The organism is Streptomyces sp. NPDC102490 (assembly GCF_044765285.1).
Taxonomy (GTDB): Bacteria; Actinomycetota; Actinomycetes; order Streptomycetales; family Streptomycetaceae; genus Streptomyces.
This window is the reverse complement of sequence record NZ_JBIWJU010000002.1, coordinates 164,070-190,096: the sequence shown is the minus strand read 5'-3', so window position 1 is coordinate 190,096 and position 26,027 is coordinate 164,070. Positions and strand designations below refer to the sequence as shown.

At 71.4% G+C, this 26,027-nt stretch carries 22 protein-coding genes and 1 riboswitch; of the genes, 12 read left to right on the top strand and 10 right to left on the bottom strand.

The window, feature by feature from the left end; genetic code table 11:
* The first annotated feature begins 16 nt into the window (after positions 1-16).
* Positions 17-436, top strand: coding sequence for a heme-binding protein (locus tag ACIRGB_RS04340; protein ID WP_403858494.1), 420 nt, complete (start codon positions 17-19; stop codon positions 434-436).
* A 37-nt stretch (positions 437-473) separates the two neighbouring features.
* Here ACIRGB_RS04340 and ACIRGB_RS04335 read toward each other — a convergent pair whose 3' ends face one another.
* The 6 genes from ACIRGB_RS04335 to ACIRGB_RS04310 all read right to left on the bottom strand — a co-directional run bounded on the left by ACIRGB_RS04335 (position 474) and on the right by ACIRGB_RS04310 (position 5,132).
* Positions 474-1,340 (bottom strand): GNAT family N-acetyltransferase, encoded by an 867-nt coding sequence (locus ACIRGB_RS04335; protein WP_403858492.1) that lies wholly within the window; start codon positions 1,338-1,340, stop codon positions 474-476.
* A gap of 78 nt (positions 1,341-1,418) precedes the next feature.
* Entirely contained in the window at positions 1,419-1,901 is a 483-nt protein-coding gene (locus tag ACIRGB_RS04330; RefSeq protein ID WP_403858490.1) for an NUDIX domain-containing protein, read from the bottom strand.
* Positions 1,902-1,970: 69 nt separating this feature from the next.
* Complete coding sequence (locus ACIRGB_RS04325) at positions 1,971-2,876, bottom strand: LysR family transcriptional regulator (protein WP_403858488.1); 906 nt, start codon at positions 2,874-2,876, stop codon at positions 1,971-1,973.
* 203 nt (positions 2,877-3,079) lie between these two features.
* On the bottom strand, positions 3,080-4,258 hold the full coding sequence (locus ACIRGB_RS04320) for a cystathionine gamma-lyase (RefSeq protein WP_403858486.1): 1,179 nt from the start codon (positions 4,256-4,258) through the stop codon (positions 3,080-3,082).
* On the bottom strand, positions 4,255-4,749 hold the full coding sequence (locus ACIRGB_RS04315; RefSeq protein WP_403858484.1) for a low molecular weight protein-tyrosine-phosphatase: 495 nt from the start codon (positions 4,747-4,749) through the stop codon (positions 4,255-4,257). The genes ACIRGB_RS04320 and ACIRGB_RS04315 overlap by 4 nt, the downstream gene beginning before the upstream one ends.
* Before the next feature lie 5 nt (positions 4,750-4,754).
* Positions 4,755-5,132, bottom strand: coding sequence for a phage holin family protein (locus tag ACIRGB_RS04310; protein WP_403858482.1), 378 nt, complete (start codon positions 5,130-5,132; stop codon positions 4,755-4,757).
* Between the two features lie 59 nt (positions 5,133-5,191).
* Here ACIRGB_RS04310 and ACIRGB_RS04305 point away from each other — a divergent pair, with 59 nt between their 5' ends.
* The 4 genes from ACIRGB_RS04305 (at position 5,192) to ACIRGB_RS04290 (ending at position 7,447) form a co-directional block, all read left to right on the top strand.
* Positions 5,192-5,509, top strand: coding sequence for a cupin domain-containing protein (locus ACIRGB_RS04305; protein WP_386931749.1), 318 nt, complete (start codon positions 5,192-5,194; stop codon positions 5,507-5,509).
* Between the two features lie 143 nt (positions 5,510-5,652).
* Entirely contained in the window at positions 5,653-5,865 is a 213-nt protein-coding gene (locus ACIRGB_RS04300) for a DUF5326 family protein (RefSeq protein ID WP_007388908.1), read from the top strand.
* Positions 5,866-6,183: 318 nt separating this feature from the next.
* On the top strand, positions 6,184-6,909 hold the full coding sequence (locus ACIRGB_RS04295) for an IclR family transcriptional regulator (RefSeq protein WP_403859294.1): 726 nt from the start codon (positions 6,184-6,186) through the stop codon (positions 6,907-6,909).
* 100 nt (positions 6,910-7,009) lie between these two features.
* Positions 7,010-7,447, top strand: coding sequence for an SsgA family sporulation/cell division regulator (locus tag ACIRGB_RS04290; protein WP_007388906.1), 438 nt, complete (start codon positions 7,010-7,012; stop codon positions 7,445-7,447).
* 48 nt (positions 7,448-7,495) lie between these two features.
* Here the strand turns inward: ACIRGB_RS04290 and ACIRGB_RS04285 are convergent, their stop codons facing one another.
* Entirely contained in the window at positions 7,496-8,947 is a 1,452-nt protein-coding gene (locus ACIRGB_RS04285) for a YibE/F family protein (RefSeq protein WP_403858479.1), read from the bottom strand.
* Between the two features lie 71 nt (positions 8,948-9,018).
* A riboswitch (TPP riboswitch) is annotated at positions 9,019-9,208 on the top strand.
* On the opposite strand from ACIRGB_RS04285, the gene thiC reads away from it, so the two are divergent.
* Both thiC and ACIRGB_RS04275 read left to right on the top strand, forming a co-directional pair.
* On the top strand, positions 9,201-11,027 hold the full coding sequence (gene thiC / locus ACIRGB_RS04280; RefSeq protein WP_403858477.1) for a phosphomethylpyrimidine synthase ThiC: 1,827 nt from the start codon (positions 9,201-9,203) through the stop codon (positions 11,025-11,027). Its footprint overlaps the riboswitch before it by 8 nt.
* A gap of 79 nt (positions 11,028-11,106) precedes the next feature.
* On the top strand, positions 11,107-12,567 hold the full coding sequence (locus ACIRGB_RS04275) for a VWA domain-containing protein (RefSeq protein ID WP_403858475.1): 1,461 nt from the start codon (positions 11,107-11,109) through the stop codon (positions 12,565-12,567).
* 24 nt (positions 12,568-12,591) lie between these two features.
* Here the strand turns inward: ACIRGB_RS04275 and ACIRGB_RS04270 are convergent, their stop codons facing one another.
* The 3 genes from ACIRGB_RS04270 to ACIRGB_RS04260 form a co-directional block, all read right to left on the bottom strand.
* Positions 12,592-13,464 (bottom strand): hypothetical protein, encoded by an 873-nt coding sequence (locus tag ACIRGB_RS04270; protein WP_403858473.1) that lies wholly within the window; start codon positions 13,462-13,464, stop codon positions 12,592-12,594.
* A 181-nt stretch (positions 13,465-13,645) separates the two neighbouring features.
* Positions 13,646-14,752: a Ser/Thr/Tyr protein phosphatase SppA gene (gene sppA / locus ACIRGB_RS04265; protein ID WP_403858471.1), complete on the bottom strand. Its 1,107-nt coding sequence runs from the start codon at positions 14,750-14,752 to the stop codon at positions 13,646-13,648.
* A 399-nt stretch (positions 14,753-15,151) separates the two neighbouring features.
* Positions 15,152-16,264, bottom strand: coding sequence for a LacI family DNA-binding transcriptional regulator (locus ACIRGB_RS04260; RefSeq protein WP_003975000.1), 1,113 nt, complete (start codon positions 16,262-16,264; stop codon positions 15,152-15,154).
* A gap of 422 nt (positions 16,265-16,686) precedes the next feature.
* On the opposite strand from ACIRGB_RS04260, the gene hisC reads away from it, so the two are divergent.
* The 5 genes from hisC to ACIRGB_RS04235 all read left to right on the top strand — a co-directional run bounded on the left by hisC (position 16,687) and on the right by ACIRGB_RS04235 (position 25,991).
* Positions 16,687-17,766 carry a histidinol-phosphate transaminase gene (gene hisC, locus ACIRGB_RS04255; RefSeq protein ID WP_403858469.1) on the top strand — a complete coding sequence of 360 codons (1,080 nt, stop codon included), beginning with the start codon at positions 16,687-16,689 and terminating at the stop codon, positions 17,764-17,766.
* Positions 17,767-18,101: 335 nt separating this feature from the next.
* Positions 18,102-19,607: a cytochrome ubiquinol oxidase subunit I gene (locus ACIRGB_RS04250; protein ID WP_403858467.1), complete on the top strand. Its 1,506-nt coding sequence runs from the start codon at positions 18,102-18,104 to the stop codon at positions 19,605-19,607.
* Positions 19,608-19,627: 20 nt separating this feature from the next.
* Complete coding sequence (gene cydB / locus ACIRGB_RS04245; protein ID WP_403858465.1) at positions 19,628-20,632, top strand: cytochrome d ubiquinol oxidase subunit II; 1,005 nt, start codon at positions 19,628-19,630, stop codon at positions 20,630-20,632.
* A 79-nt stretch (positions 20,633-20,711) separates the two neighbouring features.
* Positions 20,712-24,227 (top strand): thiol reductant ABC exporter subunit CydD, encoded by a 3,516-nt coding sequence (gene cydD / locus ACIRGB_RS04240; RefSeq protein WP_403858463.1) that lies wholly within the window; start codon positions 20,712-20,714, stop codon positions 24,225-24,227.
* An 81-nt stretch (positions 24,228-24,308) separates the two neighbouring features.
* Complete coding sequence (locus ACIRGB_RS04235; protein WP_403858461.1) at positions 24,309-25,991, top strand: GAF domain-containing sensor histidine kinase; 1,683 nt, start codon at positions 24,309-24,311, stop codon at positions 25,989-25,991.
* Positions 25,992-26,027: the final 36 nt, after the last annotated feature.

Genomic DNA, 26,027 nt, shown 5'->3' with positions numbered 1-26,027 from the left:
CCAAGGAGAAAGACCCATGAGCACCACCGCTGTCGCCCCGCTGACGATCCAGGACGCCGAAGAGCTGGTCGCCGCCGCCCACCGTGCCGCCGAGGCGGCCGGCGTCACCGTCAGCGTCACGGTCCTCGACGCCGGGGGCCACCTGCTCGCCTTCCGGCGCGACGACCGCGCCGTGCTGATCTCCGGCGAGACCAGCACGCGCAAGGCCTACACGGCGCTCCAGCTGAACGCCCCCACCGCTGACCTCGTCGACGCCGTGCAGCCCGGAGGCCTCTTCCACACCCTGCCCACCGCCCTCGACCGGCCGCTGCTGTTCATCGCGGGCGGCGTGCCCGTGCACCGGGAGGGCCGGCTGATCGGCGCGATCGGGGTGGGCGGCGGCGCCCCCGAGCAGGACCACGGCTTCGCCTCGGCCGCCGTGCGGGCGCTCGACTGACCCGTGCCCGACACCGGCGGCACGGACCGTCCCGGCGTCAGCCCGCCGCGACCGTCAGCGGCGCGAACCGCCGGGACCAGTCCCCGGGGAGCTCGGTGATCCCGTAGGTCATGACCGCGTTGGGGGCAACCCTGGAGAGGCCGCGCTCCTTCACCCACGCGAGCAGTTCCTCGTGCCGTACGTCGATGTCCGTGCGCAGCGGTCGGTCGGTGCGGGCGGCGAGCGAGCCGATCAGGGCCTTGGCCGTATCCGTGTCCCGGGCGATCAGCGGGCCCACCACGTGGGTGTCCATGTTCGGCCAGGCCGCGGCGTACCCGATGATCCGGCCGTCCTCCTCGGCGACGCGCAGCTGGTCGGCGAAGGCGGGCAGGCGCGTGACGATGTGGGTGCGGTCGGTGCCGAAGACGTCCTCGTCGAGCCGGAGGATCGCGGTGAGGTCCTCGGCGGTGGCCGCGCGGGTGACGGCCTTCGGTTCCGGCCCGCCCGGCACGAAACGGCCGCGCACCATCTCCGCCCCACCCGTCACCTTGAAGCCGAGCTCCTCGTAGAGCGGCCGGCCGTACGGCGTCGCGTGCAGGGTCAGCGGAACGGTGGCCAGGGCGGAGACGACGTGGCGCATCAGCCGGCGGCCGACGCCCTGGCGGGCGTGCCGCTCGGCGACCAGCACCATGCCGATGGCGGCGAGTGCGGGACGCTCCTGCGGTCCGTACTCGGTGACGGTGCAGGCGGCGACGAGACCACCGCCGGGGTCGTCGATGCCGTATCCCTTGCCGGCCGTGAGGAGGAATCCCCACTTGTGCTCCTCGCGCGGCCACCCCCGGTCCTCGGACAGGTCGGCGCAGGCGGTGAGATCGCGGAGCGTCAGACGGCGGATCGGAGCAGAGGCGAGGAAAGGTGTCGGCACGCAGGTCAGGCTGTCCGACGGCGACCGTCCGCGTCCACCTCTTTCCGGCGGAACATGCGGGCTTTCGGCCATGCCGGTTCAGCCGAGGTCGGGAGCGTGCAGGGCACGCACCCCCTCGATGTTGCCGTCCAGGTAATGCCGCAGCGACAGCGGCACGAGATGGACGGAGGCGATCCCGACCCGGGTGAACGGCACTCTGACGATCTCGTACTCACCGGCGGGCTCGTCGACCTCGGGGCCGTGCCGCAGGGACGGGTCCATGGATTCCAGGTGGCAGACGAAGAAGTGCTGCACCTTCACGCCGGTCGCGTCGGCGTCCTCGCCGATGTGCTCCACGGTGTCCACGAAGCAGGGCACCACGTCGCTGATCTTGGCGCCGAGTTCCTCGTACACCTCACGGTGCAGGGCGTCCACGACGGTGGTGTCGTCCGGCTCCACCCCGCCGCCGGGGGTGACCCAGTACGGATCGACGCCGGGCTTGGTCCGCTTGATCAGGATCAGGTGGTCGTCGTCCAGCAGGACGGCGCGAGCGGTGCGCTTGACCACGGGTCGGACGGTCATGGGAGAAATGTGGCCCGGCTTGTTCCACGTGAAACATCGTGATCGCGTCCGGTTGGTGAGGGCGCCGGCTCAGTTCCAGTCGGCGGCCGCGCGCAGCAGCCACTCGTGGGCCCGGGCGATGTGCGGCATCGCCAACGTGCCGGTGCGCACCACCAGGAAGTACGTCCGCAGCGGCGGCACGGGTGGGTCGTACAGGGCAACGACGTCCCCGCGCTCCAGCGCCCGCGCACACAGATAGCGGGGCAGGACGGCGAGCCCCGCGCCCGCGACCGTGCAGGTGAGGACCGCACGCAGGTCGGGGGCGACGACCGTGGCCGGAGCGGACGGCCGGGCGTCGAAGACGGAGGCCCAGTAGCGGGCGACGAAGGGCAGTGACTCGTGCACCTCGACCACGGGGACGTGCTTGAGGGCGGGCGCATCGGTGTCGCGGAGGTCTTCGACCCCCGCACGCTCCGCCCAGGCGGGCGCGGCGACCAGGACGTGCACCTCGTCGCAGAGCGGTGTCGCCGTGAGCAGTGTGCCGCGGGGGCGAGCTGTGCCGATGGCCAGATCGTGGTGCCCGGCGGCCAGGCCGTCCAGGGTCTCCTCGGCGTTCCCGAACGAGGCGCGCAGGGCGAGCGCCCGGCCGTCCTCGCCGGTCAGCTCGGTGAGCGCGGGCAGCGCCCGTTCGGCGGTGAATTCGGGTGGTCCGGCCAGATGCAGGGTGCGCAGCGCGGAGTCGTCCGTCAGCCCCGTCTCGGCGATCTCCACCAGGGCGTCGAGATGCGGCGCGGTCTTGTGGGCGAGTTCGTCGCCGATGGTCGTCGGGATCACGCCGCGGGCCTGCCGGAGGAACAGCGGGCGGCCGAGCTGGCGCTCCAGCGTGCGGATCTGCGAGGTGACAGCAGGCTGGGAGAGGCCGAGCAGAGCGGCAGCGCGGGTGAAGGAACCGGCCCGGTGCACGGTGACGAAGGTGCGGAGCAAGGCCAGATCCACGGAAACCGTCCCCTCTTCCGTTCAACCCCACCCCGGCCCGGTCGGCCGTGCCCAACTATAAATAAGTCGATAGGTCGCTGTCGCTACCGTGATTGGACACTGACACTGAGTCAACTAGCCTTGGTCGCGCGGTTCTTCGCGCGCGGAACCGGAGGACGGTCCGAGCCACGAGGGGGGAGGCTCGGACCGTCCGTGCACCGGCGTCAGTCCGCCGTCTCGTCCAGCGCGCGCATCAGGTCCGCCACCAGGTCGTCCGGGTCCTCCGCGCCGACCGAGAGCCGGATGAAGCCCTCCGGCACCGCGTCACCGCCCCAGCGCCCGCGCCGCTCCGCCGTGGACCGCACCCCGCCGAAGCTCGTCGCGCCCTCGACGAGGTGCAGGGCGTCGAGGAAACGATCGGCACGCGCGCGCGAGGGCAGCGTGAAGGAGACGACACAGCCGTAGCGCTGCATCTGCTGCGAGGCGACCTTGTGGGACGGGTCGTCGGGCAGCCCGGGGTACCGCAGGCCGGTGATCTCCGGCCGCGCCCGGAGCGCCTCGGCCACCCTGAGCGCGGTGGCGTCCTGCCGGTCCACCCGCAGCTGGAGAGTGGCGATCGAGCGGTGGGCGAGCCACGCCTCCATGGGCCCGGGAATCGCGCCGACGATCTTGCGCCAGCGCCGTACGGCGGCCATCGCCCCGGCGTCGCGGCCGGTGACATAGCCCAGCAGGACGTCGCCGTGGCCGGTGAGCTGCTTGGTGCCGCTGGCCACCGAGAAGTCGGCGCCGAGCTCCAGCGGGCGCTGCCCGAGCGGGGTGGCGAGGGTGTTGTCGACGGCGACCAGGGCACCGCGCGCGTGTGCCGCCTCGACGAGCCGCCGTACGTCGCACACGTCGAGCCCGGGGTTCGACGGCGTCTCGAGCCACAGCAGCTTCGCCCCGTCCAGGACGTCGAGCTGGGCGTCCTGGCCGGTCGGCGCGGTGCGCACCTCGATGCCGTACGCCTCCAGCTGCGCGCGGACCAGCGGCAGCACCTGGTAGCCGTCGTCGGGCAGGACGGCCGTGTCGCCGGCGCGCAGCTGGGAGAAGAGCACTGAGGAGATCGCGGCCATGCCCGAGGCGAAGACGAGTGTCTCCACGCCGTCCTCTCCGGGCGCCTCCAGCTCGCCGATGGCGCTCTCGAGGTGGGTCCAGGTCGGGTTCTCGTCGCGGCCGTAGGTGTACGGACCGGTCGGGTCGCCCGGCAGGTGGAAGTGGGCGGCGAACACCGGGCCGGGCAGGGTCGGCTCGTGCTTGACGGCTTCGGGCAGCCCGGCCCGCACCGCGCGGGTGCCGTCGCCGGGGCCGGAAGCGGCCCTCCCCGTGCCGGTGCCTGCGCTGCCGCTCGTACCGGAATCGCTCATGCCGCCCGTCCTTCCACGTGCTCGCGTACCGCGGTGAGCAGTCCGGTGCTCGCCGCCTCCACCATCTCAAGGCATTCCTCGAAGCCGTCCTGGCCCCCGTAGTACGGGTCCGGGACATCCCGGTCACCGTCCTCGGCGGCGGGGTCGTACGACCGCAGCAGGCGCACCTTGGCCGCGTCCCGCTCCGTGGGGGCGAGACGCCGCAGGGCCCTCAGGTGCCCCGCGTCGAGGGCGACGACCAGGTCGAGGCGGGAGAACCAGGACTGCTGGAACTGCCGGGCCGTGTGGTCGAGAACGTAACCGTGCTCCGCCAGGACGGCCACGGTGCGCGGGTCGGCGGCCTCGCCCTCGTGCCAGCCGCCGGTGCCGGCGCTGTCGGCCTCGACCAAGTCGTCGAGCCCGGCGTCCGCCACGCGCGCGTGGAAGACGGCCTCGGCCATCGGGGAGCGGCAGATGTTGCCCGTGCACACGAAACAGACGCGGTAGGTCATCGGGATCAGTCCCCGTCGGGCAGGAACGCGTTGAGGGCCCAGGAGACGATCGAGATGATCAGGCCGCCCAGGACGGCGGTCCAGAAACCGTCGACGTGGAAGCTCAGGTCGAGCTTGTCGGCCACCCACGACGTGAGCAACAGCATCAGCGCGTTGACCACCAGCGTGAACAGGCCGAGGGTCAGGATGAACAGCGGGAAGGTCAGCACCTGTACGAGCGGCTTGACCACCATGTTGACCAGTCCGAACACCAGGGCGACCACGATCAGGGTGACCGCCTTCTCCCCGGTGCTGCCGCCGGTCAGGGTGATCTTGTCGAGCAGCCACACGGCGACCGCGAGGGCGCCCGCGTTGGCGATCGTCTTGACTAGGAAATTCTTCATGTGTCTGATCGTGGCAGATGCGATCGGACCCGAACGGTGAGGCAGGGGCGGACGAGGCGATGAAGGCATTCCGGCTGGACGAACTGGAGGCGGAGCGCGCCGCCAACGACGGTGCCTATCTGCAGTTCCTGCGGGAGCGGAACATGTCGGTCGGCCTGTACGCCCTCGACGCGGGGACGAGCGACCCGCAGAAGCCGCACGCGCAGGACGAGGTGTACTTCGTGGTGAGCGGCCGGGCCGCGATCACCGTCGGCATGGAGACCACCCAGGTCGCCCGCGGCAGCGTGGTCTACGTGCCGGCCGGGGTCGCCCACAAGTTCCATCACATCAGCGAGGACCTGCGGGTTCTGGTGGTGTTCTCTCCGCCGGAGAGCTGAGGCCCGGCCCCGGGATTCCCTAGGGGACCGGTCAGGGGGAGACAAGGGATGCGAGGCCCCTGTCGCGGCGCTCGCCGCCCTAGCATCGAGTGCAGGACATCAGAGGACTCCCCAGGATTCCCCGAAAGGTAAGGGCAAGGGCGATGCGAGAGATCTTCACGGGACTGCCGTGGTGGGTGAAGTGGATCGCGGTGCCGGTCATCGCCCTGGTCGTGTTCGGCGGACTGATCGCCAGCGTGGTCGGGTTCGTGATCGGACTGCTGTTCAAGCTGCTGGTCTTCGTCGCGCTCGTCGGCGGACTGATCTACGTCGTACGCAAGTTCATGTCGAGCTCGTCGTCGCGCAGCGACTGGTGAGAGCCGTGGGACACCGGTGGCGGTAACAGGAACCACCGGTTCCCTCGGGCGAGGGAAGTTTCCCGGACGGGCCGTCGGTGAGCGGTGACCGGCGGTTAGAGTCCGGAACTCCACGCGGGGGCGACCTCGCGAACGGCGCACACCCCCACCCGTGTTCTCCGCACGGGCTGCCACCTCGCGTTCCGGGAGTGACCCTTGGCCACGGCTGACACCGCACTCGCTCAGCTGCACACCCTTCCCGTGCAGCCCTGCTCGACGCCCGGGACACCCCCCACACCGTCCGTCGCCGACCCGCCGTCCGCGACGCTCATCGGCTCCGTGCAGCGGGCGATGCGCCTGCTCGAGTGCGTGGCCGAGCACCCGTACGGAGCCCCCGCCAAACAACTGGCCCGCGAGACGCGGCTGGCGCTGCCCACGGCGTACCACCTGCTGCGCACCCTGGTCCACGAGGGCTATCTGCACCGGGACAAGGGGCTGTTCTTCCTCGGTGAGGCCGCCGAGCGGCTGGGCAGCAGCGGGGCCGAGCAGAAACGTCGCAGCACGGTGGTGGACACCATGGCGCGCTGGCGGGACGCGATCGGCGTCCCCGTGTACTACGCCATGTACCGGGACGGCGAGATCGAGGTGATGTGCGTCTCCGACACCCCGGGCAATCCGGCGGTCGAGGAGTGGGCGGACTTCCGCGAGACGGGGCACGCGCACGCCATCGGGCAATGCCTGCTCTCCCAGCTCGACGAGGACGCCCGCCGCGACCACCTGGACCGCTACCCGGTGCAGCCGATCACGCCGTACACGGTGCGTGACGGACACAGTCTGCTGAGGCGGCTGGAACGCATGCGCCGGATGACGCCGGTGATCGAACGCCAGGAGTACGCGCTGGGCACGGTCTGCGCGGCGATCCCCATCACGGTCGGCACCACGGCCGCCACGATGGCCATCTCACTGCCCCTGCATCAGGCGGACCGGCTGCTGCCCGCGGCCCAGCGCCTGCAGAACGAGGTGGGGCGGCGGCTGGGCTCGCTCGCGCTCTCTATCAGTATCTGAAAACTCACTCCTTGTGATCTGGTGTGTACGTTGAGCAAGATGCCACCAGTGTTAGAGGTTTGATTCCCGGACAGTCGACGGCGAATGACGGGGTAGGCGAATGGGCGAGTCCGTACAGGCGGAGGTCATGATGAGCTTTCTCGTGTCCGAGGAGCTCTCTTTCCGCATCCCGGTGGAGCTGCGCTACGAGACCCGGGATCCCTATGCCGTCCGCCTGACCTTCCATCTGCCCGGAGACGCGCCGGTGACCTGGGCCTTCGGGCGGGAGTTGCTGGTCGACGGGGTGGGCCGGCCGTGCGGCGACGGTGATGTGCGCATCGCACCGGTCGACCCCGAGCCCCTGGCCGAGGTGCTGATCCGTCTTCAGGTCGGCAGCGACCAGGCGTTGTTCCGCTCCTCCGCGGCGCCCCTCGTGGCCTTCCTCGACCGCACCGACAAGCTGGTGCCCCTGGGCCAGGAGGGTGCGCTCGCCGACTTCGACAGCCACCTCGACGAAGCCCTGGACCGCATCCTGGCGGAGGAACAGAGCGCGGGCTGAACCGTTACGGCAGTCCCGTGGCGGGGGCGTAACGCTTCGCCGGGTGCCTCAGTGCTTGCGGCGCCGGCCCCGCCCGCCACGGGCGGGGGCACCCGGACCCGTGGCCGCTGTGGCGCCCGCCGCCGGGGCCGCTCCTCCGGCCGGCCGGTCCGCCGACACGACCAGGGCGGCGAGGGCCGTGGTGACCGGCACGGACGCCACCAGGCCGATCGAGCCGACCAGCGTCCGCACGATCTCCTCCGCGACCAGTTCGCTGTTGGCGACCGTCCCCACCCCGCTCTGCGCGATCGAGAACAGCAGCAGCAGGGGCAGCGCGGCGCCCGCGTAGGCCAGGACCAGCGTGTTCACCACCGAGGCGATGTGGTCGCGGCCGATGCGGATGCCCGCGCGGTACAGGCCGCGCCAGCCCATCGTCGGGTTGGCCTCGTGCAGCTCCCAGACCGCCGACGTCTGCGTGACCGTCACGTCGTCGAGGACACCGAGCGAACCGATGATGACCCCGGCGAGCAGCAGACCGCTCATGTCGATCGACGGGTACAGGCCGTGGATGAGGCCGGTGTTGTCGTCCGTGTTGCCGGTGAGCGCGGCCCAACCGATGAAGATCGACCCGAGCACACCGATCAGCAACAGTGAGATCAAGGTGCCGAGCACCGCCACGGACGTGCGGGCCGACAGCCCGTGGCACAGGTACAACGCGATCAGCATGATGGCGCTGGACCCGATTACCGCCACGACCAGGGGGTTCGATCCTTGCAGGATGGCGGGCAGGATGAAGAAGTTCAGCAGCAGGAAGCTGATGGCCAGCGAGACCAGCGCCATGAGGCCGCGCAGCCGTCCGACGACCACGACGGCGAGGGCGAAGATGCCCGCGAGCAGGGACAGCGGGAGCCGGCGGTTGATGTCGGTCACCGAGTACTGCAGGTCCTTGGGCGCGGAGGGCTCGTAGGCGACCACTACCTCCTGACCCTCGTGCAACTGCCGTGACTGGTCCGGCTGCACGATCTCCTCGAACGTCCGGCCCTTGTCGTCGCCGGTGTCCACCCGGATGGTCGCCCGCTTGCACTCGCCCTTCGCCTGCTGCACCGCGGAGGAGCCCTCGGCGGTGGACGTGTCGCCGGTCGGGGTGCCACCCGAGGCGTTGACGGACTGGCAGCTCAGCTCGACCACCTTGGTGACGGTGGCCTGCTGGGTCTGGCGGTCGAAGCCGACTCCGGTGCGCTCGTGCGACGGTGCGCCGCCCGGCCACAGCACCGCGAGTCCGACCAGCACGGCCGCGCCGAAGGGGATCAGGATCGCGGCGATGACCTTCCGCAGATGCCGGGACACGGGAGCCGCAGGTCCGTGGGCGTGCGTGTGCCCGTGACCAGCCCCAGGTCTGCCGTCGCTCGCGCCGTGAGCGACGACGGGGGCGTGGTCGGCTGCCCGGCCGTCGCCCTCTTCGGCGTTCGGTCCGCGGCGGGGCCGACGCGGCGGGAAGGAGGGATGCTGCGGTGTGGTCACCGCCCGATCATCGCAAGAACAAGGGGGGCCCTCTGTTCACCGCGCCCGAATGGGCGTTAGCGTGGAGGCACCTTTGTACACGCGGGAGCTCGGAGCACCGGGCTGAGAGGGCGCTGACCTCCGTCCCAGCGATGTTTCACGGGAAACGTCATCGAAGTCGAGTGACGTATCCCACGAAGCGCCGCCGGACGGAAGCCGCTGCGTCGACCGCCGAACCTGTTACCGGGTAATGCCGGCGTAGGGAGTAGGTCTCATGACCATCAAGGACGCACGCACGCCTGCCTCCGCACAGAATTCCGCACAGAACTCCACGCAGGACTCCGCCCAGGAGGACACCGCGGAGACCACGGAGGCCGGGAAGTCCATCGGCTGGCACAAGGCGTACGTCGAGGGCTCGCGCCCCGATCTGCGGGTGCCGGTCCGTCAGGTGCACCTCACCAACGGGCAGTCGGTCACGCTGTACGACACCTCGGGCCCGTACACCGATCCGCTCGTCGACACCGACGTCCGCAGGGGCCTCGCCCCGCTGCGGGAGAACTGGATCATCGCCCGCGGTGACACCGAGGAGTACGCGGGCCGTCCCGCCCGCCCCGAGGACGACGGAATCAAGCACACCGCGCCGCGCGGCGGCCTGCGCAACCTCGACGCCGTCTTCCCCGGCCGGCCGCGTCAGCCCCGCCGGGGCCGGGACGGCACCGCGGTGACGCAGCTCGCGTACGCACGCCGGGGCGAGGTCACGCCGGAGATGGAGTACGTGGCCGTCCGGGAGAACGTCTCGCCGGACGTGGTCCGCGAGGAGATCGCCGCGGGCCGGGCCGTGCTGCCCGCCAACGTCAACCACCCCGAGATCGAGCCGATGATCATCGGCAAGCGGTTCCTGGTGAAGGTCAACGCCAACATCGGCAACTCGGCGGTGACGTCCTCCATCGAGGAGGAGGTCGACAAGATGACCTGGGCGACCCGGTGGGGCGCCGACACGGTCATGGACCTCTCCACCGGCCGCAACATCCACACCACCCGCGAGTGGGTGCTGCGCAACTCCCCCGTTCCCATCGGGACCGTGCCGCTCTACCAGGCGCTGGAGAAGGTCGACGGCCGGGCCGAGGAGCTGACCTGGGAGATCTACAAGGACACCGTGATCGAACAGGCCGAGCAGGGGGTGGACTACATGACGGTCCACGCCGGCGTGCGCCTGCCGTACGTACCGCTGACCGCGAACCGCAAGACCGGCATCGTCTCGCGCGGCGGTTCGATCATGGCGGCGTGGTGCCTGGCGCACCACAAGGAGTCGTTCCTCTACGAGAACTTCGAGGAACTCTGCGAGATCCTCGCCGCCTACGACGTCACGTACTCCCTCGGCGACGGCCTGCGCCCGGGGTCGATCGCGGACGCCAACGACGAGGCGCAGTTCGCCGAGTTGCGCACCCTCGGGGAACTCAACCGGATCGCCAAGCGTTTCAACGTACAGACCATGATCGAGGGCCCGGGACATGTCCCGATGCACAAGATCAAGGAGAACATCGACCTTCAGCAGGAGATCTGCGATGAAGCTCCGTTCTATACGCTCGGCCCGCTGACGACGGACGTCGCGCCGGCGTACGACCACATCACCTCCGGCATCGGTGCCGCGATGATCGCCTGGTGGGGCACGGCCATGCTCTGCTACGTCACGCCCAAGGAGCATCTGGGCCTGCCCAACCGTGACGACGTCAAGACCGGCGTCATCACCTACAAGATCGCCGCCCATGCCGCCGACCTCGCCAAGGGTCACCCGGGTGCGCAGGAGTGGGACGACGCGCTGTCGGACGCCCGGTTCGAGTTCCGGTGGGAGGACCAGTTCAACCTGGCCCTCGACCCGGACACGGCACGGGAGTTCCACGACGAGACCCTGCCGGCCGAGCCCGCCAAGACGGCCCACTTCTGCTCGATGTGCGGGCCGAAGTTCTGCTCGATGAAGATCTCGCAGGACATCCGCCGGCAGCACGGGGGCAGCCAGGGCGAGATCGAGGAGGGCATGGCGCAGAAGTCGAAGGAGTTCGCGGCGGCGGGCAACCGCGTGTACCTGCCGATCGCGGACTGAGCGCACCGGCGCGGGAGGGGGACAGGCCGCAGGGCCGCCCCTCTCCCCGTCGAGGGGTCCGTCTCGGCAGACTGGAGGCATGACAGCCACCTCCCTGAGCAAGGGTGCCAACGTCGCCGTCGACTCCCCCGCGGTGCGCGCCGAACTCGTGTGGTCCGCCGGGCCGGGCGTGCCCGAGGTCGACGCCTCGGCGTTGCTGCTCACCTCGGCCGGACGGGTGCGGGACGACGGGGACTTCGTCTTCTACAACCAGCCCCGCCATGTCTCCGGCGCGGTGAGCCACCTGGGCAAGAGAGTCGTCCCCGGCGCCGGTTCCGGCGCAGGCGCGGGCGTCACGACCGACGCCGTCGAGGTGGAGCTGCGGTCGGTCGAGCCGGCGGTCGAGCGCATCGTCCTGTGCGCCTCGGCGGACGGCGGTGCCTTCGGCCGGGTTCCGGGGCTGTCGCTGCGGTTGCTGGACGCCGCGACCGGCACCGAACTGGCCCGGTTCGACATCACGGCCGGGACGGAGACCGCACTGGTCGGCGGCGAGTTGTACCGACGCCAGGGGATGTGGAAGTTCCGCGCGGTCGGACAGGGGTACGCCTCCGGGCTCGCGGGGCTGGCGACCGACTTCGGCATCACCGTGGACGACGACGCTCCCCCGCCGACGACCCCGCCCCAGGTCACCGCCCCGCCGACGGCCGCCCCGGCGCCCCCGCCGACGGCTCCCCCGGCGCCCACCCCACCGTCGGCGCCCGTACCGCCACCGGTCCCGGCGGCGCCCGCCACCGGGCCCCGTTTCACCAAGGGCGAGGACCGCCTGCCCGTGGACATGCGCAAGCGGCTGTCCCTGCGCAAGGAGCAGGTCGCGGTCAGCCTGAGCAAGCACGGGGCGGCCGGGGTCACCGCGCGCGTCCTGCTCGTACTGGACGCCTCCGGGTCCATGTCCTTCCTCTACTCCAAGGGCGTCGTCGCGGACGTCGTGGAGCGGATGGCCGCCGTCGCCGCGCAGTTGGACGACGACGGGGAGATGCAGGCATGGACCTTCGCCTCGAACCCGGCGCGCCTGCCCGACCTGCGCCTGGGCGAGCTGCCGGAATGGCTGCGGCTGCACGTGCGCGTGGGGGAGATCAGCCTGTTCCGGCGGGGCAGGAAGAAGGGCCTGCACCCCGAGCAGGTCGACATGCGGGCGGTGGGCATCCAGAACGAGGAGCAGAAGGTGATCGCCGAGGTCCGGGCCTTCGTCCGGGACCACCCGGCCCCGGTTCCGACCCTGGTGCTGTTCTTCTCCGACGGCGGTGTCTACCGCAACGCCGAGATCGAGCGGGAGCTGCGGGAGGCCGTGGAGGAACCCGTCTTCTGGCAGTTCGTGGGGCTCGGGCGCGCCGAGTACGGGGTGCTGGAGCGGTTCGACACCCTGCCGGGCCGCCGCGTCGACAACGTCGGTTTCTTCGCCGTCGACGACATCGGCACCGTACCGGACCCGGAGCTGTACGACCGTCTGCTGTCCGAGTTCCCGTCCTGGATCACTGCCGCCGGCCGGGCGGGCATCCTCTGAAGCGCTGCCCGCCCGTGCCGGTGGCTACTCGGGCCGGTGTTCCGGGCCCCCGAAGTCCGGGCTGCTGTAGTCCGGGCTCGAGTAGCTCGGACGCGGTCCCGCGTCGGGGCCGCCGTCGGGGCTGGTGAACCCGGGACGGCCGTAGCCGAGGTGCGGCATGCGGCTGCCGCTCGGGGTGGCCGGTCCCGTGCGGTGCAGTGCCGCCGTGCCCGGTTCGCTGAGCGCTTCCCGGAGGAAGGGCAGGATGCCCCGCTCCAGCAGCGCCTCGTGCCAGGCATCCCTGGCCCGGGTCACCTCCTCGTCGCGGGCGTTGTAGAAGCCGGACTCGGCGGAGGGGCGGTTGCGCAGCGCGGTGAGCAGCAGCCCCACCGCGGCAACGAGGATCGCCACCGCGGTCACGCCGCCGAACACCCATCCCGTGGTGAGCATGGTCTGCGCGAAGGCCTGCCCGGGGTCGAGCATCTTCATCAGGTAGCCGACCAGCAGGAATATGGCCGCGGCGGTGCCGGCCAGGACCGGTGCCAGGACGGCGACGACGGCGACGGCCCCCGCACCGGTCGCCTCGGCCATCTCGCCCATGGTGGCGGCGAGTCCCCCCGCGCCCGTGCCCTGCTCTTGGGAGCCGGGTTCGTGCGTGGCGGACGACGGGCCCGAGGGCGCCGGGTGGCGCAGTTCCTCGCGGACCTTCACGTAGTGCTGGTACTCGGTCGTGGCCGCCGCCGTGATGAGGGCGGTGGCGTTGAGCGCCATGGTGCGCAGTTGTTCGGAGTTGAGCCGCTGACCGACCGCGGCCAGTTCCGGGCGGTGTGGTGCGGAGCGCAGCGCCTCGTCGAGGACCCGCTCGTACTCTTGGCGGTCCTCGTTCGACAGATGCTGCGGAACGCTGTTCATGTGCATCCCCCGATGCTCCGTAGGGCTTGGGGCTCGCATGCCAACGAGCCGTCGGGCAGAAACGGAGGGGAGCCTGCTACGGATAAGCCGATGGTAGAGCGGTGACGGTGGCGGGTGACAGGGGGTTTCCAGAAATTGGGTGCCGGTCTGTACGGACGGCGCCGCCCCAAAGCCGCCCGGTGAACCGTCAGGCGTCCAGCGGAAGTTGCTGGACCAGCAGCTTTCCGGCCATGGTCACGCCGCCGTCCATGGCGATGGCCAGGCCGTCCGCGTAGACGTGCGGTCCCTCGACCGCGGTACGGGTGTCGTCCTCGCCGTCCTCGGAGCCGACTTCGCCCAGCAGGTAGGGGATGGGGCTGTGGCCGTGAACGATCCGGGTGCCGCCGTACGTATCCAGCAGGGAGCGCACGGCGTCGGCGCCGCCCTCGTCGCGGAAGGAGAAGCGCTTGGTCAGCTTGCGGAACAGGTCCCACACCTCCTCCGCGTCATTGCGGGTGAGCGTCTCGCGGACGGTGTCGTTGACCTCTTCGATGGAGCGGCCGTAGTCGAGGTAGGTGGTGGCGTCCGAGTGGACCAGGAGGTGGCCGTCGACCTCTTCCATGGCGTCGAGGCGGGCCATCCACTGGAGGTGGTGGTCTTGAAGGCGGTCCATGTCGGTCTTCTGGCCGCCGTTCAGCAGCCAGGCGGCCTGGAAGGTGGCGGTGCCCGCGCCGGAGTTGACGGGGGTGTCGCCGAAGCGCTTGGCGCCGAGCAGCAGCAGCTCGTGGTTGCCCATCAGTGCCTTGCAGTAGCCGCCCGCCGCGGCGGCCTCGGCGGACAGCCGCATCACCAGGTCGATGACGCCGATGCCGTCCGGGCCGCGGTCGGTGAAGTCGCCGAGGAACCACAGCCGGGAGGTGCCCGCGCACCACTGGCCGGCCTCGTCGACCAGGCCCTTCTCCCGCAGGGCGGCCAGCAGCTCGTCGAGGTAGCCGTGCACGTCGCCGACGACGAACAGGGGCCCCTGGCCGGTGGCCTGCTGCTGCACCACGATCGGCTCGGGGTCGACCGCGACCTGGACCGTGTCACCCCGACGGATGATGGGCAGATCGCGCTGGGTGGGCGTGTAGCCCTCGGGCAGGGCCTCCTCGACCCCCTCCTCGGCGGGCGGCGCCGACTCGCTCGCGTGCGTGCCGGGGGCAGCGTACGGAGCGGTCTCGTGGACGTACGCGGGCACCCGGAAGTCGCGCACCGTCGCCGTCCGCTCCACCTCGGGTCCCTGACCGGCCCCCTGAGTCATCGACCCCTCCACCATCGCGCCGCATCTGCACCGCTTCGGACTGCCTGGTCGCAGCGGCCCGCGGTGTGTGGGCCCATCATAGGAATGCGGATCGCGCTGTGTGATGACCCAGGGGTGGTGAATCAGGACAGGACTCCGGTTCACTGCGGCTTTCGCCCCGATTGGGCCCGGCTTCGACCGTCCGTGACGGCGGGCCACCCGTGTTCCGGATGGGGCGGATGTGGTCTTCGCCGCCCCGTTTCGCGCCGTTCCGCGTCGTCGCGCCCCTCGGCCCCACCCGTCGCACCCGTCGCGCCTGTCGCCCCGTCGTCGTCATCGCTCGTCCGCGCGCCCCGCTCCCACCGGGACGCGCCACGCGCGGTGCCCACCACCCGCGACCGCGCCCCGGTCCCGCACGCGCGCCCCGGGCCCGCCCTACTCGCCCTCCGGCGACCGCGGCGGGCTGACCGTCGTACGCGGCGGGCGCCGCTGCGACGACGTGCGCACGATCAGCTCGGTCGGTATCACCTGCTCGACCGGCTGGTCGGAGTGCAGCCCCTCGATCGCGTCGATGAGGACCTGGATCACGGCGGTGCCGATGCGGCGGGGTTTCAGCGACAGGGTGGTGATGGGCGGCTCGGTGCTGGCGTACACGGTGGACTCGCTGCAGCAGACCAGCAGCAGGTCCTCGGGGACGCGCAGTCCGTAGCGGCGGGCGGCGGCGAGCAGGTCGGTGCCGTTCGGGTCGAACAGGCCGTAAACGGCGTCGGGCCGGTCCGGGCGGGCGAGCAGCCGGTCGGCGGCGACCGCGCCGGCGCACGGGTCGTGGGCCGGGTAGGCCTCGTAGACCGGGTCCTGGCCGACGCGCTCGCACCAGCGCAGGTAGGCGGTGGTCGACAGATGGGTGTACGTGTCGGTCGTGGTGCCGGTGAGCAGGCCGATCCTGCGCGCCCCGGCGTCGGCGAGGTGGTCGAGGATGCCGAGTACGGCCGCCTCGTGGTCGTTGTCGACCCAGGCGGTGACCGGCAGCGAACCGGCCGGGCGGCCGTCGGAGACGACGGGTAAGCCCTGGCGGACCAGTTCGCTGACGACCGGGTCGTGGTCCGAGGGGTCGATGACGACCGTGCCGTCGAGCGCGACGTTGGACCACACGTCGTGACGGGAGGTCGCCGGGAGGATGACGAGGGCGTAGCCGCGGGCGAGCGCGGCCGACGTGGCGGCGCGCGCCATCTCGGCGAAGTACGCGAACTCGGTGAAGGTGAAAGGTTCATCCCCGTACGTCGTCACGGTCAGGCCGATGAGTCCGGACTTGCCGGTGCGGAGCGTGCGGGCGGCGGCCGAGGGCCGGTAGCCCAGTCGGTCGGCGACCTCGCGCACATGGCGCCGGGTGGCATCCGGGAGTCGGCCCTTGCCGTTGAGGGCGTCGGAGACGGTAGTGATGGATACTCCGGCGGCGGCGGCCACGTCCCTGATGCCCGCCCGGCCCGGCCGGCTGCCTCGACGTGAGGTTTCCGCGCGGCTCACCTGGTGCTTCCCTGCTGCTGTCATGGCGAGCCGATAGTAGGGCTCATGGGGCGGGGTAGTGCGGACGCATATGCACGCGTTGACAGTCACGTTTCTGCATGATCATTAGTGGCTAACGCCCTTGGAAAGAAAGCCAGTTGGGTCCACTCATCCCATTACCTGACCTGTTGACCGGTGAGGGCCTGCGGGGTGGCGGATGTTGCGAAGAGGTCTCAACTCACCTGCACGAGGGATGCGCGCCACGGCGCGAGCCACCGGCGCGTAGATATATGTGCAGCGCGCCCCCCGAATCGTGCGCCTTCGTGCCCTGATGCCCTTGATGCCAGTGTGACGGACGAGGTCTGCTCCCCCATGGACGAGGTCGGCTCCCGCCTATACGCAGCGGCGGCGAATCCTCATAGGGTGAGAAGTATTCGATGCCGGTGGTGGCCACGAGGAGGACTGCGGTGAGCGAGAAGAGCCCCAAGCTGCGCGCCGAGCTGGAGGGGATTCCCACCTACAAGCCGGGCAAGCCCGCCGCGGCCGACGGCCCGCTGGCCTACAAGCTGTCCTCCAACGAGAACCCCTATCCGCCCCTGCCGGGAGTGATGGAGACGGTGACGGCCGCGGCCGCCTCCTTCAACCGGTACCCGGACATGGCCTGCACCTCGCTGATGAGTGAGCTGTCGGACCGCTTCGGGGTGCCCCTGGCCCACCTGGCCACCGGCACCGGATCGGTCGGTGTGGCCCAGCAGCTGATCCAGGCGACCTCGGGCCCCGGCGACGAGGTGATCTACGCCTGGCGCTCCTTCGAGGCGTACCCGATCATCACCCAGATCAGCGGGGCGACGTCCGTGCGGGTGCCGCTGACGCCGGGCGAGGTGCACGACCTGGACGCGATGGCGGACGCGATCACCGACCGGACCCGGCTGATCTTCGTCTGCAACCCCAACAACCCCACGGGCACGGTGGTGCGGCGGGCCGAACTGGAACGGTTCCTGGACCGGGTGCCGAGCGATGTCCTGGTGGTCCTCGACGAGGCCTACCGCGAGTTCATCCGCGACGCGGAGGTCCCGGACGGCGTCGAGTTCTACCGTGAGCGGCCCAACGTCTGCGTCCTGCGCACCTTCTCCAAGGCCTACGGCCTGGCAGGTCTGCGGGTCGGCTTCGCGATCGCCCACGAGCCGGTGGCGGCGGCGCTGCGCAAGACGGCGGTGCCCTTCGGGGTCAGCCAGATCGCGCAGGAGGCGGCGATCGCCTCGCTGCGCGCGGAGGACGAGCTGATCGGCCGGGTCGGCTCGCTGGTGTGCGAGCGCACCCGCGTCGTCGACGCCCTGCGCGCGCAGGGCTGGACGGTGCCGGAGACCCAGGCCAACTTCGTCTGGCTGCGGCTGGGGGAGCGCACGCTCGCCTTCGCGGACGCCTGCGAGCAGGCCGGCGTGGTCGTCCGTCCCTTCGCGGGCGAGGGCGTGCGCGTGACGGTCGGGGAGAGCGAGGCGAACGACATCTTCCTGAAGGTGTCGGAGGAGTTCCGCAAGGAGCTGTAGCCCCCACCGGGGGCGGGACGACACATCGCGGAACGACGCATCGCGCAACGAAGCGTCGGGTACGACACATCGCGGGACGGCCGGGAGCCGTCCCGCGATGTCGTATGCCGTGGGCGCGGTTCCCACCCCTCGGATCCGGCGGCCCGCCGAAGTCCGGCGAAGGGGTTGACGTCACAGGGGACCCCCCTTCCGGTGTCGAAAAGCAGTAGGTCATAATTGCTTGTGAATGTGAACGCGTTCACAAGCGTGTCCCGATTGCGCCCGCGTTGGGTGTGACAAACGCGCCCAAACCGTCGCTGACCACGGCGGTGTGGCGATGTGAGGAGAGTGACGACGTGGACTTGGCTCTGGCGCCGGAGACGCTGGCGCGATGGCAGTTCGGCATCACGACCGTCTACCACTTCCTGTTCGTCCCGCTGACGATCTCGCTGGCCGCTCTCACGGCCGGACTGCAGACCGCCTGGGTCCGCACGGAGAAGGAGAAGTACCTCAGGGCGACCAAGTTCTGGGGCAAGCTCTTCCTGATCAACATCGCGATGGGTGTCGTCACCGGCATCGTGCAGGAGTTCCAGTTCGGCATGAACTGGTCCGACTACTCGCGCTTCGTCGGTGATGTCTTCGGTGCTCCGCTCGCCTTCGAGGCGCTGATCGCGTTCTTCTTCGAGTCCACCTTCATCGGGCTGTGGATCTTCGGCTGGGACAAGCTGCCCAAGAAGATCCACCTGGCCTGCATCTGGATGGTCTCGATCGGCACCCTGCTGTCGGCGTACTTCATCCTCGCGGCCAACTCCTGGATGCAGCACCCCGTCGGCTACCGGATCAACGAGGAGAAGGGCCGCGCCGAGCTCACCGACTTCTGGCAGGTCCTCACCCAGAACACCACCCTCAACCAGGTCTTCCACAGCTTCTCGGCGGCCTTCCTCACGGGCGGCGCCTTCATGGTCGGCATCGCCGCCTTCCACCTGATGCGCAAGAAGCACATCCCGGTGATGCGGACCTCGCTCCGGCTCGGCCTGGTGACCCTGGCGGTCGGCGGCCTGCTCACCGCGGTCAGCGGTGACACCCTCGGCAAGGTCATGTACGAGCAGCAGCCGATGAAGATGGCCGCCGCCGAGGCCCTGTGGGACGGCGAGAAGCCGGCACCCTTCTCGGTCTTCGCCTACGGGGACGTCGACAAGGGGCACAACAAGGTCGCCCTGGAGGTCCCCGGACTGCTGTCCTTCCTCGCGCACAGCGACTTCGAGTCCTACGTGCCCGGCATCAACGACACCAACAAGGCCCTCCAGGAGCAGTTCGGCCCCGGCGACTACAAGCCCATCGTGCCCGTCGCCTACTGGGGCTTCCGCTGGATGATCGGCTTCGGCATGGCGTCCTTCTCCCTCGGCCTGCTGGGCCTGTGGCTCACGCGGAAGCGGTTCCTGCTGCCACCGGCCCTGCGCACCGGGGAGGACGAGGTCCCGCGACTGGTGCTGCTGAAGAAGCCGCTCGGGGCGAAGCTCTCCCGGCTGTACTGGCTGCTGGCGCTGTGGACCATGGCGTTCCCCCTGATCGCCAACTCCTGGGGCTGGATCTTCACCGAGATGGGCCGGCAGCCCTGGGTCGTCTACGGCGTGATGCAGACCCGCGACGCGGTCTCCCCCGGTGTCTCCACCACCGAGGTCATCATCTCGATGTCCGTCTTCACCCTGCTGTACGCCGTCCTGGCCGTCATCGAGGTCAAGCTCCTGGCGAAGTACGTGAAGGCGGGACCGCCCGAGCTGACCGAGGCCGACCTCCGTCCGCCCACGAAGATCGGCGGCGATCTGCGTGACGCCGACAAGCCGATGGCCTTCTCGTACTAGGCCGAGGGAGCTGCACAGTCATGGAACTGCACGACGTCTGGTTCGTTCTGATCGCCGTCCTGTGGACCGGTTACTTCTTCCTGGAGGGCTTCGACTTCGGGGTCGGTGTGCTCACGAAGCTGCTCGCCCGGGACCGGGCCGAGAAGCGGGTGCTGATCAACACCATCGGCCCCGTGTGGGACGGCAACGAGGTGTGGCTGCTCACGGCCGGCGGTGCGACCTTCGCCGCCTTCCCCGAGTGGTACGCCACGCTCTTCTCCGGGTTCTACCTTCCCCTGCTGGTCATCCTGGTCTGCCTGATCGTCCGGGGCGTCGCCTTCGAGTACCGGGTGAAGCGGCCCGAGGAGAAGTGGCAGCGCAACTGGGAGACGGCGATCTTCTGGACCTCGCTGATCCCGGCCTTCCTGTGGGGCGTGGCCTTCGGCAACATCGTCCACGGCGTGAAGATCGACCGGGACCTGGAGTACGTCGGCTCCGTCTGGGACCTGCTCAACCCGTACGCCCTGCTCGGCGGCCTGGTGACGCTGACGCTGTTCACCTTCCACGGGACGGTGTTCACCGCGCTCAAGACCGTCGGTGAGATCCGTGAGCGGGCGCGGACCCTGGCGTCGCGGGTCGGTCTGGTCACGGCCGTGCTGGCCCTGGCCTTCCTGCTCTGGACGCAAGTCCACAACGGGGACGCCAAGAGCCTGATCGCCCTCGTGGTGGCCGTGGCCGCCCTGATCGCCGCGCTGGCGGCCAACCACGCCGGGCGCGAGGGCTGGGCGTTCGCCCTGTCCGGCGTCACCATCGTGGCCGCCGTGGCGATGCTCTTCCTGACGCTCTTCCCGAACGTCATGCCCTCCACGCTGAACGCGGACTGGAGCCTCACCGTCACCAACGCCTCGTCCAGCGCCTACACGCTCAAGATCATGACGTGGCTGGCCGTGATCGCCACCCCGGTCGTCCTCCTCTACCAGGGCTGGACGTACTGGGTGTTCCGCAAGCGCATCGGCACCCAGCACCTCGCCGACGCCGCGCACTGAGTCCAACGGGCTCCGGTTGCCCTGTGTTTCACGTGAAACACAGGGCAACCGGAGCCCAGGGCAGGAAGGCCTGTTTCACGTGAAACCCATCGATCCACGTCTTCTGCGGTACGCCCGCGCCACCCGGATCTTCCTGGTGGCGGTCGTCGCCCTGGGCGCCGTCGGTGCCGGGCTGCTCGTCGCGCAGGCGATGCTCATCGCCGAGGTGGTGGTCGGCGCCTTCCAGCACGGCACCCCGGCCGCCGGACTCCGTACGCCGCTGCTGCTGCTGGTGGCCGTCGCCTGCGGCCGGGCCCTGGTCGGCTGGCTCACCGAACTGGCCGCGCACCGGGCGAGCGCGGCCGTGAAGTCGGAGCTGCGGGGCCGGCTGCTGGAGCGGGCCACCGCGCTCGGCCCCGGCTGGCTGAGCGGACAACGGACCGGCTCACTGGTCACCCTCGCCACCCGGGGAGTCGACGCCCTCGACGACTACTTCTCGCGCTATCTGCCGCAGTTGGGCCTCGCGGTGGTCGTGCCCGTGGCGGTGCTGGCCCGCATCGTCACCGAGGACTGGGTCTCGGCGGCCATCATCGTCGGCACCCTGCCCCTCATCCCGGTCTTCATGATGCTGATCGGCTGGGCCACCCAGTCCCGGATGGACCGCCAGTGGCGGCTGCTCTCCCGGCTGTCCGGACACTTCCTGGACGTGGTCGCGGGGCTGCCCACGCTGAAGGTCTTCGGCCGGGCCAAGGCCCAGGCGGAGTCGATCAAGCGCATCACCGGCGAGTACCGCCAGGCGACCATGCGGACCCTGCGGATCGCCTTCCTGTCGTCCTTCGCGCTGGAACTGCTCGCCACACTCTCCGTCGCGCTCGTCGCCGTCACCATCGGCATGCGTCTGGTCCACGGTGACATGGCCCTGTACGACGGCCTGGTCGTACTGGTCCTCGCGCCCGAGGCATATCTGCCGTTGCGGCAGGTGGGAGCGCAGTACCACGCGGCGGCCGAGGGCCTCGCCGCCGCCGAGGACATCTTCTCCGTGCTGGAGCGTCCCGTACCGGCGTCGGTGACCGGGCAGGTCCCGGCGGACGGTGCCCTGGCCTTCGAGGACGTGACCGTCCGCTATCCCGGACGCGCCACGGCGGCCGTCACGGACGTGAACCTCACCGTGGAGCCCGGGGAAACGGTCGCGCTCGTCGGCCCCAGCGGGGCGGGCAAGTCGACGCTCCTGCACGCCCTGCTCGGCTTCGTCGCCCCGACCGGGGGGCGGGTCCGGGTCGGGGGAGCCGACCTCTCCTCCCTCGACGTGGCGCAGTGGCACGCCCGCGTCGCCTGGGTGCCGCAGCACCCGCACCTGTACGCCGGCACCATCGCGGAGAACGTACGGCTGGCCCGGCCCGACGCCGACGACACCGCCGTCCGCCGGGCCCTGCGGGACGCGGGCGCCCTGGAGTTCGTGGACGCGCTGCCCGAGGGCACGGCGACCGTCCTCGGGGAGGACGGAACGGGCCTGTCCGCCGGGCAGCGGCAGCGGCTGGCGCTGGCCCGGGCGTTTCTCGCGGACCGGCCGGTGCTGCTGCTCGACGAGCCGACGGCGGCCCTGGACGGGGCCACCGAGGCCGAGGTCGTGGACGCCGTACGCAGGCTGGCGAAGGGGCGGACGGTCCTGCTGGTGGTGCACCGCCCGGCCCTGCTGGAGGTGGCCGACCGGGTGGTGCGGCTGGACACGCCGGTCGTGGTCGCCGCGTCCGCCGACGCCGACGGGCCGCCGGCCGCCGCGGAGGCGGGCCCCCGCACCGCCGCTCCGGGCTTCTTCGACGAACCGGCCGCCGAGTCCGCCCGGCCCGCCGAGCCCGCTGCGGCGCGAGAGGGCGCCCTGGCCCGGGTCCGTGCCCTGTCCGGCGCCCGGCGCGGGCGGCTCGGCCTCGCGCTGCTGCTCAGCGCTCTGGCGCTGGGCAGTGCCGTGGGACTGATGGCGACCTCCGGGTACCTCATCTCGCGGGCCTCCGAGCAGCCGCCGGTGCTGTACCTGATGGTGGCGGTGACGGCGACGCGGGCCTTCGGCATCGGGCGGGCCGTGTTCCGCTACGCGGAGCGGCTCGTGTCGCACGACGCCGTGCTGCGGATGCTGGCCGACACACGGGTCGCCGTGTACCGGCGGCTGGAGCGGCTGGCCCCCGCGGGGCTGCGCCGCAGCCGCCGCGGCGACCTGCTGACCCGTCTCGTCGCCGACGTCGACACCTTGCAGGACTACTGGCTGCGCTGGCTGCTGCCGGCCGGCAGCGCGCTGGTCGTCTCCGTCGCCTCGGTCGGTTTCACGGCCTGGCTGCTGCCGGAGGCGGGCGCCGTGCTCGCGGCCGGCCTGCTCGCGGCCGGAGCCGGTGTTCCGCTGGTCACCGCGGCCGTGGCGCGGCGGGCCGAGCGCAGGCTCGCCCCTGCCAGGGGCGTGCTCGCCACCCGCGTGACGGACCTGCTGACCGGCACCGCCGAGCTGACCGTGGCCGGTGCCCTGCCCGGTCGTGCCGCCGAGGCGCGGCGGGCCGACGGCACCCTCACCCGCATCGCCTCGCGGGCCGCCACCGCCACCGCGCTGGGCGACGGGCTCACCGCGCTCGTCTCCGGCCTGACCGTCGCGGGCGCCGCCCTCGTCGGGGTCCAGGCGGCTGCCGACGGCCGACTCGCCGGGGTGGCGGTGGCCGTCGTCGTCCTCACCCCGCTGGCCGCCTTCGAGGCCGTCCTCGGGCTGCCGCTCGCCGTGCGGTACCGCGAGCGCGTGCGCAGGAGCGCCGAGCGCGTCCACGAGGTGCTCGACGCCCCGGAGCCGGTGCGCGAGCCGGAGGCGCCCAGGCAGGCACCCGCCTCGCCGTTCCCGGTCATCCTCAAGGGACTGGCCGCGCGTCACCCCGGGCAGGACAGGGACGCGCTGGCGGGGCTGGACCTGACGCTGGCCGAGGGGCGCCGCGTCGCCGTGGTCGGACCGTCCGGCTCCGGCAAGACGACCCTGGCCCAGGTGCTGCTGCGCTTCCTCGACCCGGACGCGGGCTCCTACACGCTGGCCGGTGTCGACGCCTACGCCCTGGCCGGGGACGACGTACGGCGGCTGGTCGGGCTGTGCGCCCAGGACGCGCACCTCTTCGACAGCTCGGTCCGCGAGAACCTGCTCCTGGCCAGGAAGGACGCCACGGAGAGCGAGCTGCGCGACGCGCTCGCGCGGACCCGGCTGCTGGAGTGGGCCGACAGTCTGCCCGACGGTCTGGACACGCTGGTCGGTGAGCACGGGGCCCGGTTGTCCGGTGGGCAGCGCCAGCGGCTCGCCCTGGCCCGGGCGCTGCTCGCCGACTTCCCCGTCCTCGTCCTCGACGAGCCCGCCGAGCACCTCGACCTGCCGACCGCCGACGCGCTCACCGCCGATCTGCTGGCCGCCACCGAGGGCCGTACGAGCCTGCTGATCACCCACCGGCTGGCGGGACTGCGGGCCGTGGACGAGGTGATCGTCCTGGACCGGGGCCGGGTCGTGCAGCGCGGTACGTACGCGGAGCTGGCGGCCGTGCCGGGGCCGCTGCGGGAGATGGCCGGACGGGAGGCGGCGGCGGACCTGCTGGTGGGAGCCCGGTGACCGGCCGGCCCGGCCACGGATCGGCGAGGGATTCCGCTAATCCGACTTTCCTGAACAAAAGGGTCTCATTAGGCTCGGGTCATGTCCTCAGCCCCGCCCCCCGGCTCCCCGCCGTCCCGTGAGGGAGCCTCGGCCGAGCTGCTGGCACGGGTGCCGAAACTGCTGGACGCGATGCGCTCCGTCGGCAGCGTACTGGGACTGCACGCCACGCTGCACCGGATCTGCGAGACGGCCGCCGACCTGGCGCACGCCCGGTACGCGGCCATCGGCGTCGTCGACGAGGACGGCGAGGGCCTCGCCGACTTCGTGCACCACGGCGTCGACGAGGCGACCGCCCGCCGCGTCGGCCACCTCCCGGACGGCCACAAGGGCCTGCTCGGCGCGCTCATCCGCGAGCCCGGGCCGGTCCGGTCGGCCGACCTCACCGCGGACCCGCGCTCGTGCGGCCTTCCCGAGCACCACCCGCCGATGCGCGGCTTCCTGGGCGTCCCCATCCGGGTGCAGGGCGAGATCTTCGGCAACCTCTACCTGACCGACAAGCACGCGGGTGAGCCCTTCAACGACTACGACCTCGCCATGGTCCGGGTCCTGGCCACGGAGGCCGGTATCGCCATCGGCAACGCGCGCCTGTACGAGGCGGCCCAGCAGCGGGAGCGGTGGATCGACGGATCGGTCGCCGTCACCACCGCCCTGCTGGCCGGGGGCGACACCGACGACGCCCTCCAGATCGTCGCCGAGCAGGCCCGCCGCCTCTCCGGAGCGGCCGCCGGGATCGTGCTGCTGCCGGCCGACGGGGGCGGCCTGGAGATCGTGGCCGTCGACGCGCCGCGCCCCACGAACGCGCTCGGCGCGGTCATCCCGCCGGAGAACGGCATCGTCGCGGAACTGCTCGCCGGACGGCCCGTGTTCGTGGACGACGCCACCACCGACCCCCGCCTGGGCGACGGACCGGTGCGCTCCTACGGGCCGGTCATGCTGCTGCCGCTGTGCAGGGACGGGAACGTCCTCGGGTGCCTCGTCATGCCCCGCGCCCGCGGGGACCGCCCGTTCACCCGGACGGAGCGTGCGCTCGGCGACCGGTTCGCCTCGCAGGCGGCGCTGGCGCTCACGATGGCCGAAGCACAGCGCGACCGGGAGCGGCTCGCCGTGTACGAGGACCGGGACCGGATCGCCCGGGACCTGCACGACCTCGTCATCCAGCGGCTCTTCGCGACGGGGATGATGCTGGAGAGCGCCCAGCGCGGAGCGGCCGTGCCGGAGGTGCGCGACGGGGTCGGCGGGGCGGTCGACGAACTCGACGTCACCATCCAGGAGATCCGTTCGGCGATCTTCGCACTCCAGCAGCCGGCCGAGGCGCCCACGGGACTGCGCACCCGCGTACTGCGCGAGATCAGCATGGCCGCCGTCCCGCTGGGTTTCACGCCCGCGCACCGCTTCGTCGGCCCGGTCGACACCGCGGTCGGCGACCTGACCGGCAAGAACCTGATCGCCGCACTGCGCGAGACCCTGTCCAACGCCTTCCGGCACGCCCGCGCCGACCGGATCGAGGTGGTCGTGGACGCGACGGCGACCCTGCCGGACGGCCGGCCGGGCGTGCGGCTGACCGTCGCGGACGACGGGGTCGGCGTTCCCGAGGGCGGCCGGCGCAGCGGCCTGCACAACCTGGAGCGCCGCGCCGAGTCCGTGGGCGGCAGCAGTCGGCTCGGGCCGGGCATCGGGGCGGACGGCGCCGGCACGACGGTGCGGTGGGAAGCGCCGTACTGAGCGCGGCCGACGCCGTGTTGCCCCGTGTGCAGCAGC

Bases quoted from the DNA above. Each gene is read 5' to 3' on its own strand.
- ACIRGB_RS04340 (WP_403858494.1), top strand. From the start codon at position 17: ATGAGCACCACCGCTGTCGCCCCGCTGACGATCCAGGACGCCGAAGAG.
- ACIRGB_RS04330 (WP_403858490.1), bottom strand. From the start codon at position 1,901: ATGACCGTCCGACCCGTGGTCAAGCGCACCGCTCGCGCCGTCCTGCTG.
- ACIRGB_RS04320 (WP_403858486.1), bottom strand. From the start codon at position 4,258: ATGAGCGATTCCGGTACGAGCGGCAGCGCAGGCACCGGCACGGGGAGG.
- ACIRGB_RS04315 (WP_403858484.1), bottom strand. From the start codon at position 4,749: ATGACCTACCGCGTCTGTTTCGTGTGCACGGGCAACATCTGCCGCTCC.
- ACIRGB_RS04310 (WP_403858482.1), bottom strand. From the start codon at position 5,132: ATGAAGAATTTCCTAGTCAAGACGATCGCCAACGCGGGCGCCCTCGCG.
- ACIRGB_RS04305 (WP_386931749.1), top strand. From the start codon at position 5,192: ATGAAGGCATTCCGGCTGGACGAACTGGAGGCGGAGCGCGCCGCCAAC.
- ACIRGB_RS04300 (WP_007388908.1), top strand. From the start codon at position 5,653: ATGCGAGAGATCTTCACGGGACTGCCGTGGTGGGTGAAGTGGATCGCG.
- ACIRGB_RS04290 (WP_007388906.1), top strand. From the start codon at position 7,010: ATGGGCGAGTCCGTACAGGCGGAGGTCATGATGAGCTTTCTCGTGTCC.
- thiC (WP_403858477.1), top strand. From the start codon at position 9,201: ATGACCATCAAGGACGCACGCACGCCTGCCTCCGCACAGAATTCCGCA.
- ACIRGB_RS04275 (WP_403858475.1), top strand. From the start codon at position 11,107: ATGACAGCCACCTCCCTGAGCAAGGGTGCCAACGTCGCCGTCGACTCC.
- ACIRGB_RS04270 (WP_403858473.1), bottom strand. From the start codon at position 13,464: ATGCACATGAACAGCGTTCCGCAGCATCTGTCGAACGAGGACCGCCAA.
- sppA (WP_403858471.1), bottom strand. From the start codon at position 14,752: ATGGTGGAGGGGTCGATGACTCAGGGGGCCGGTCAGGGACCCGAGGTG.
- ACIRGB_RS04260 (WP_003975000.1), bottom strand. From the start codon at position 16,264: ATGACAGCAGCAGGGAAGCACCAGGTGAGCCGCGCGGAAACCTCACGT.
- cydB (WP_403858465.1), top strand. From the start codon at position 19,628: ATGGAACTGCACGACGTCTGGTTCGTTCTGATCGCCGTCCTGTGGACC.
- ACIRGB_RS04235 (WP_403858461.1), top strand. From the start codon at position 24,309: ATGTCCTCAGCCCCGCCCCCCGGCTCCCCGCCGTCCCGTGAGGGAGCC.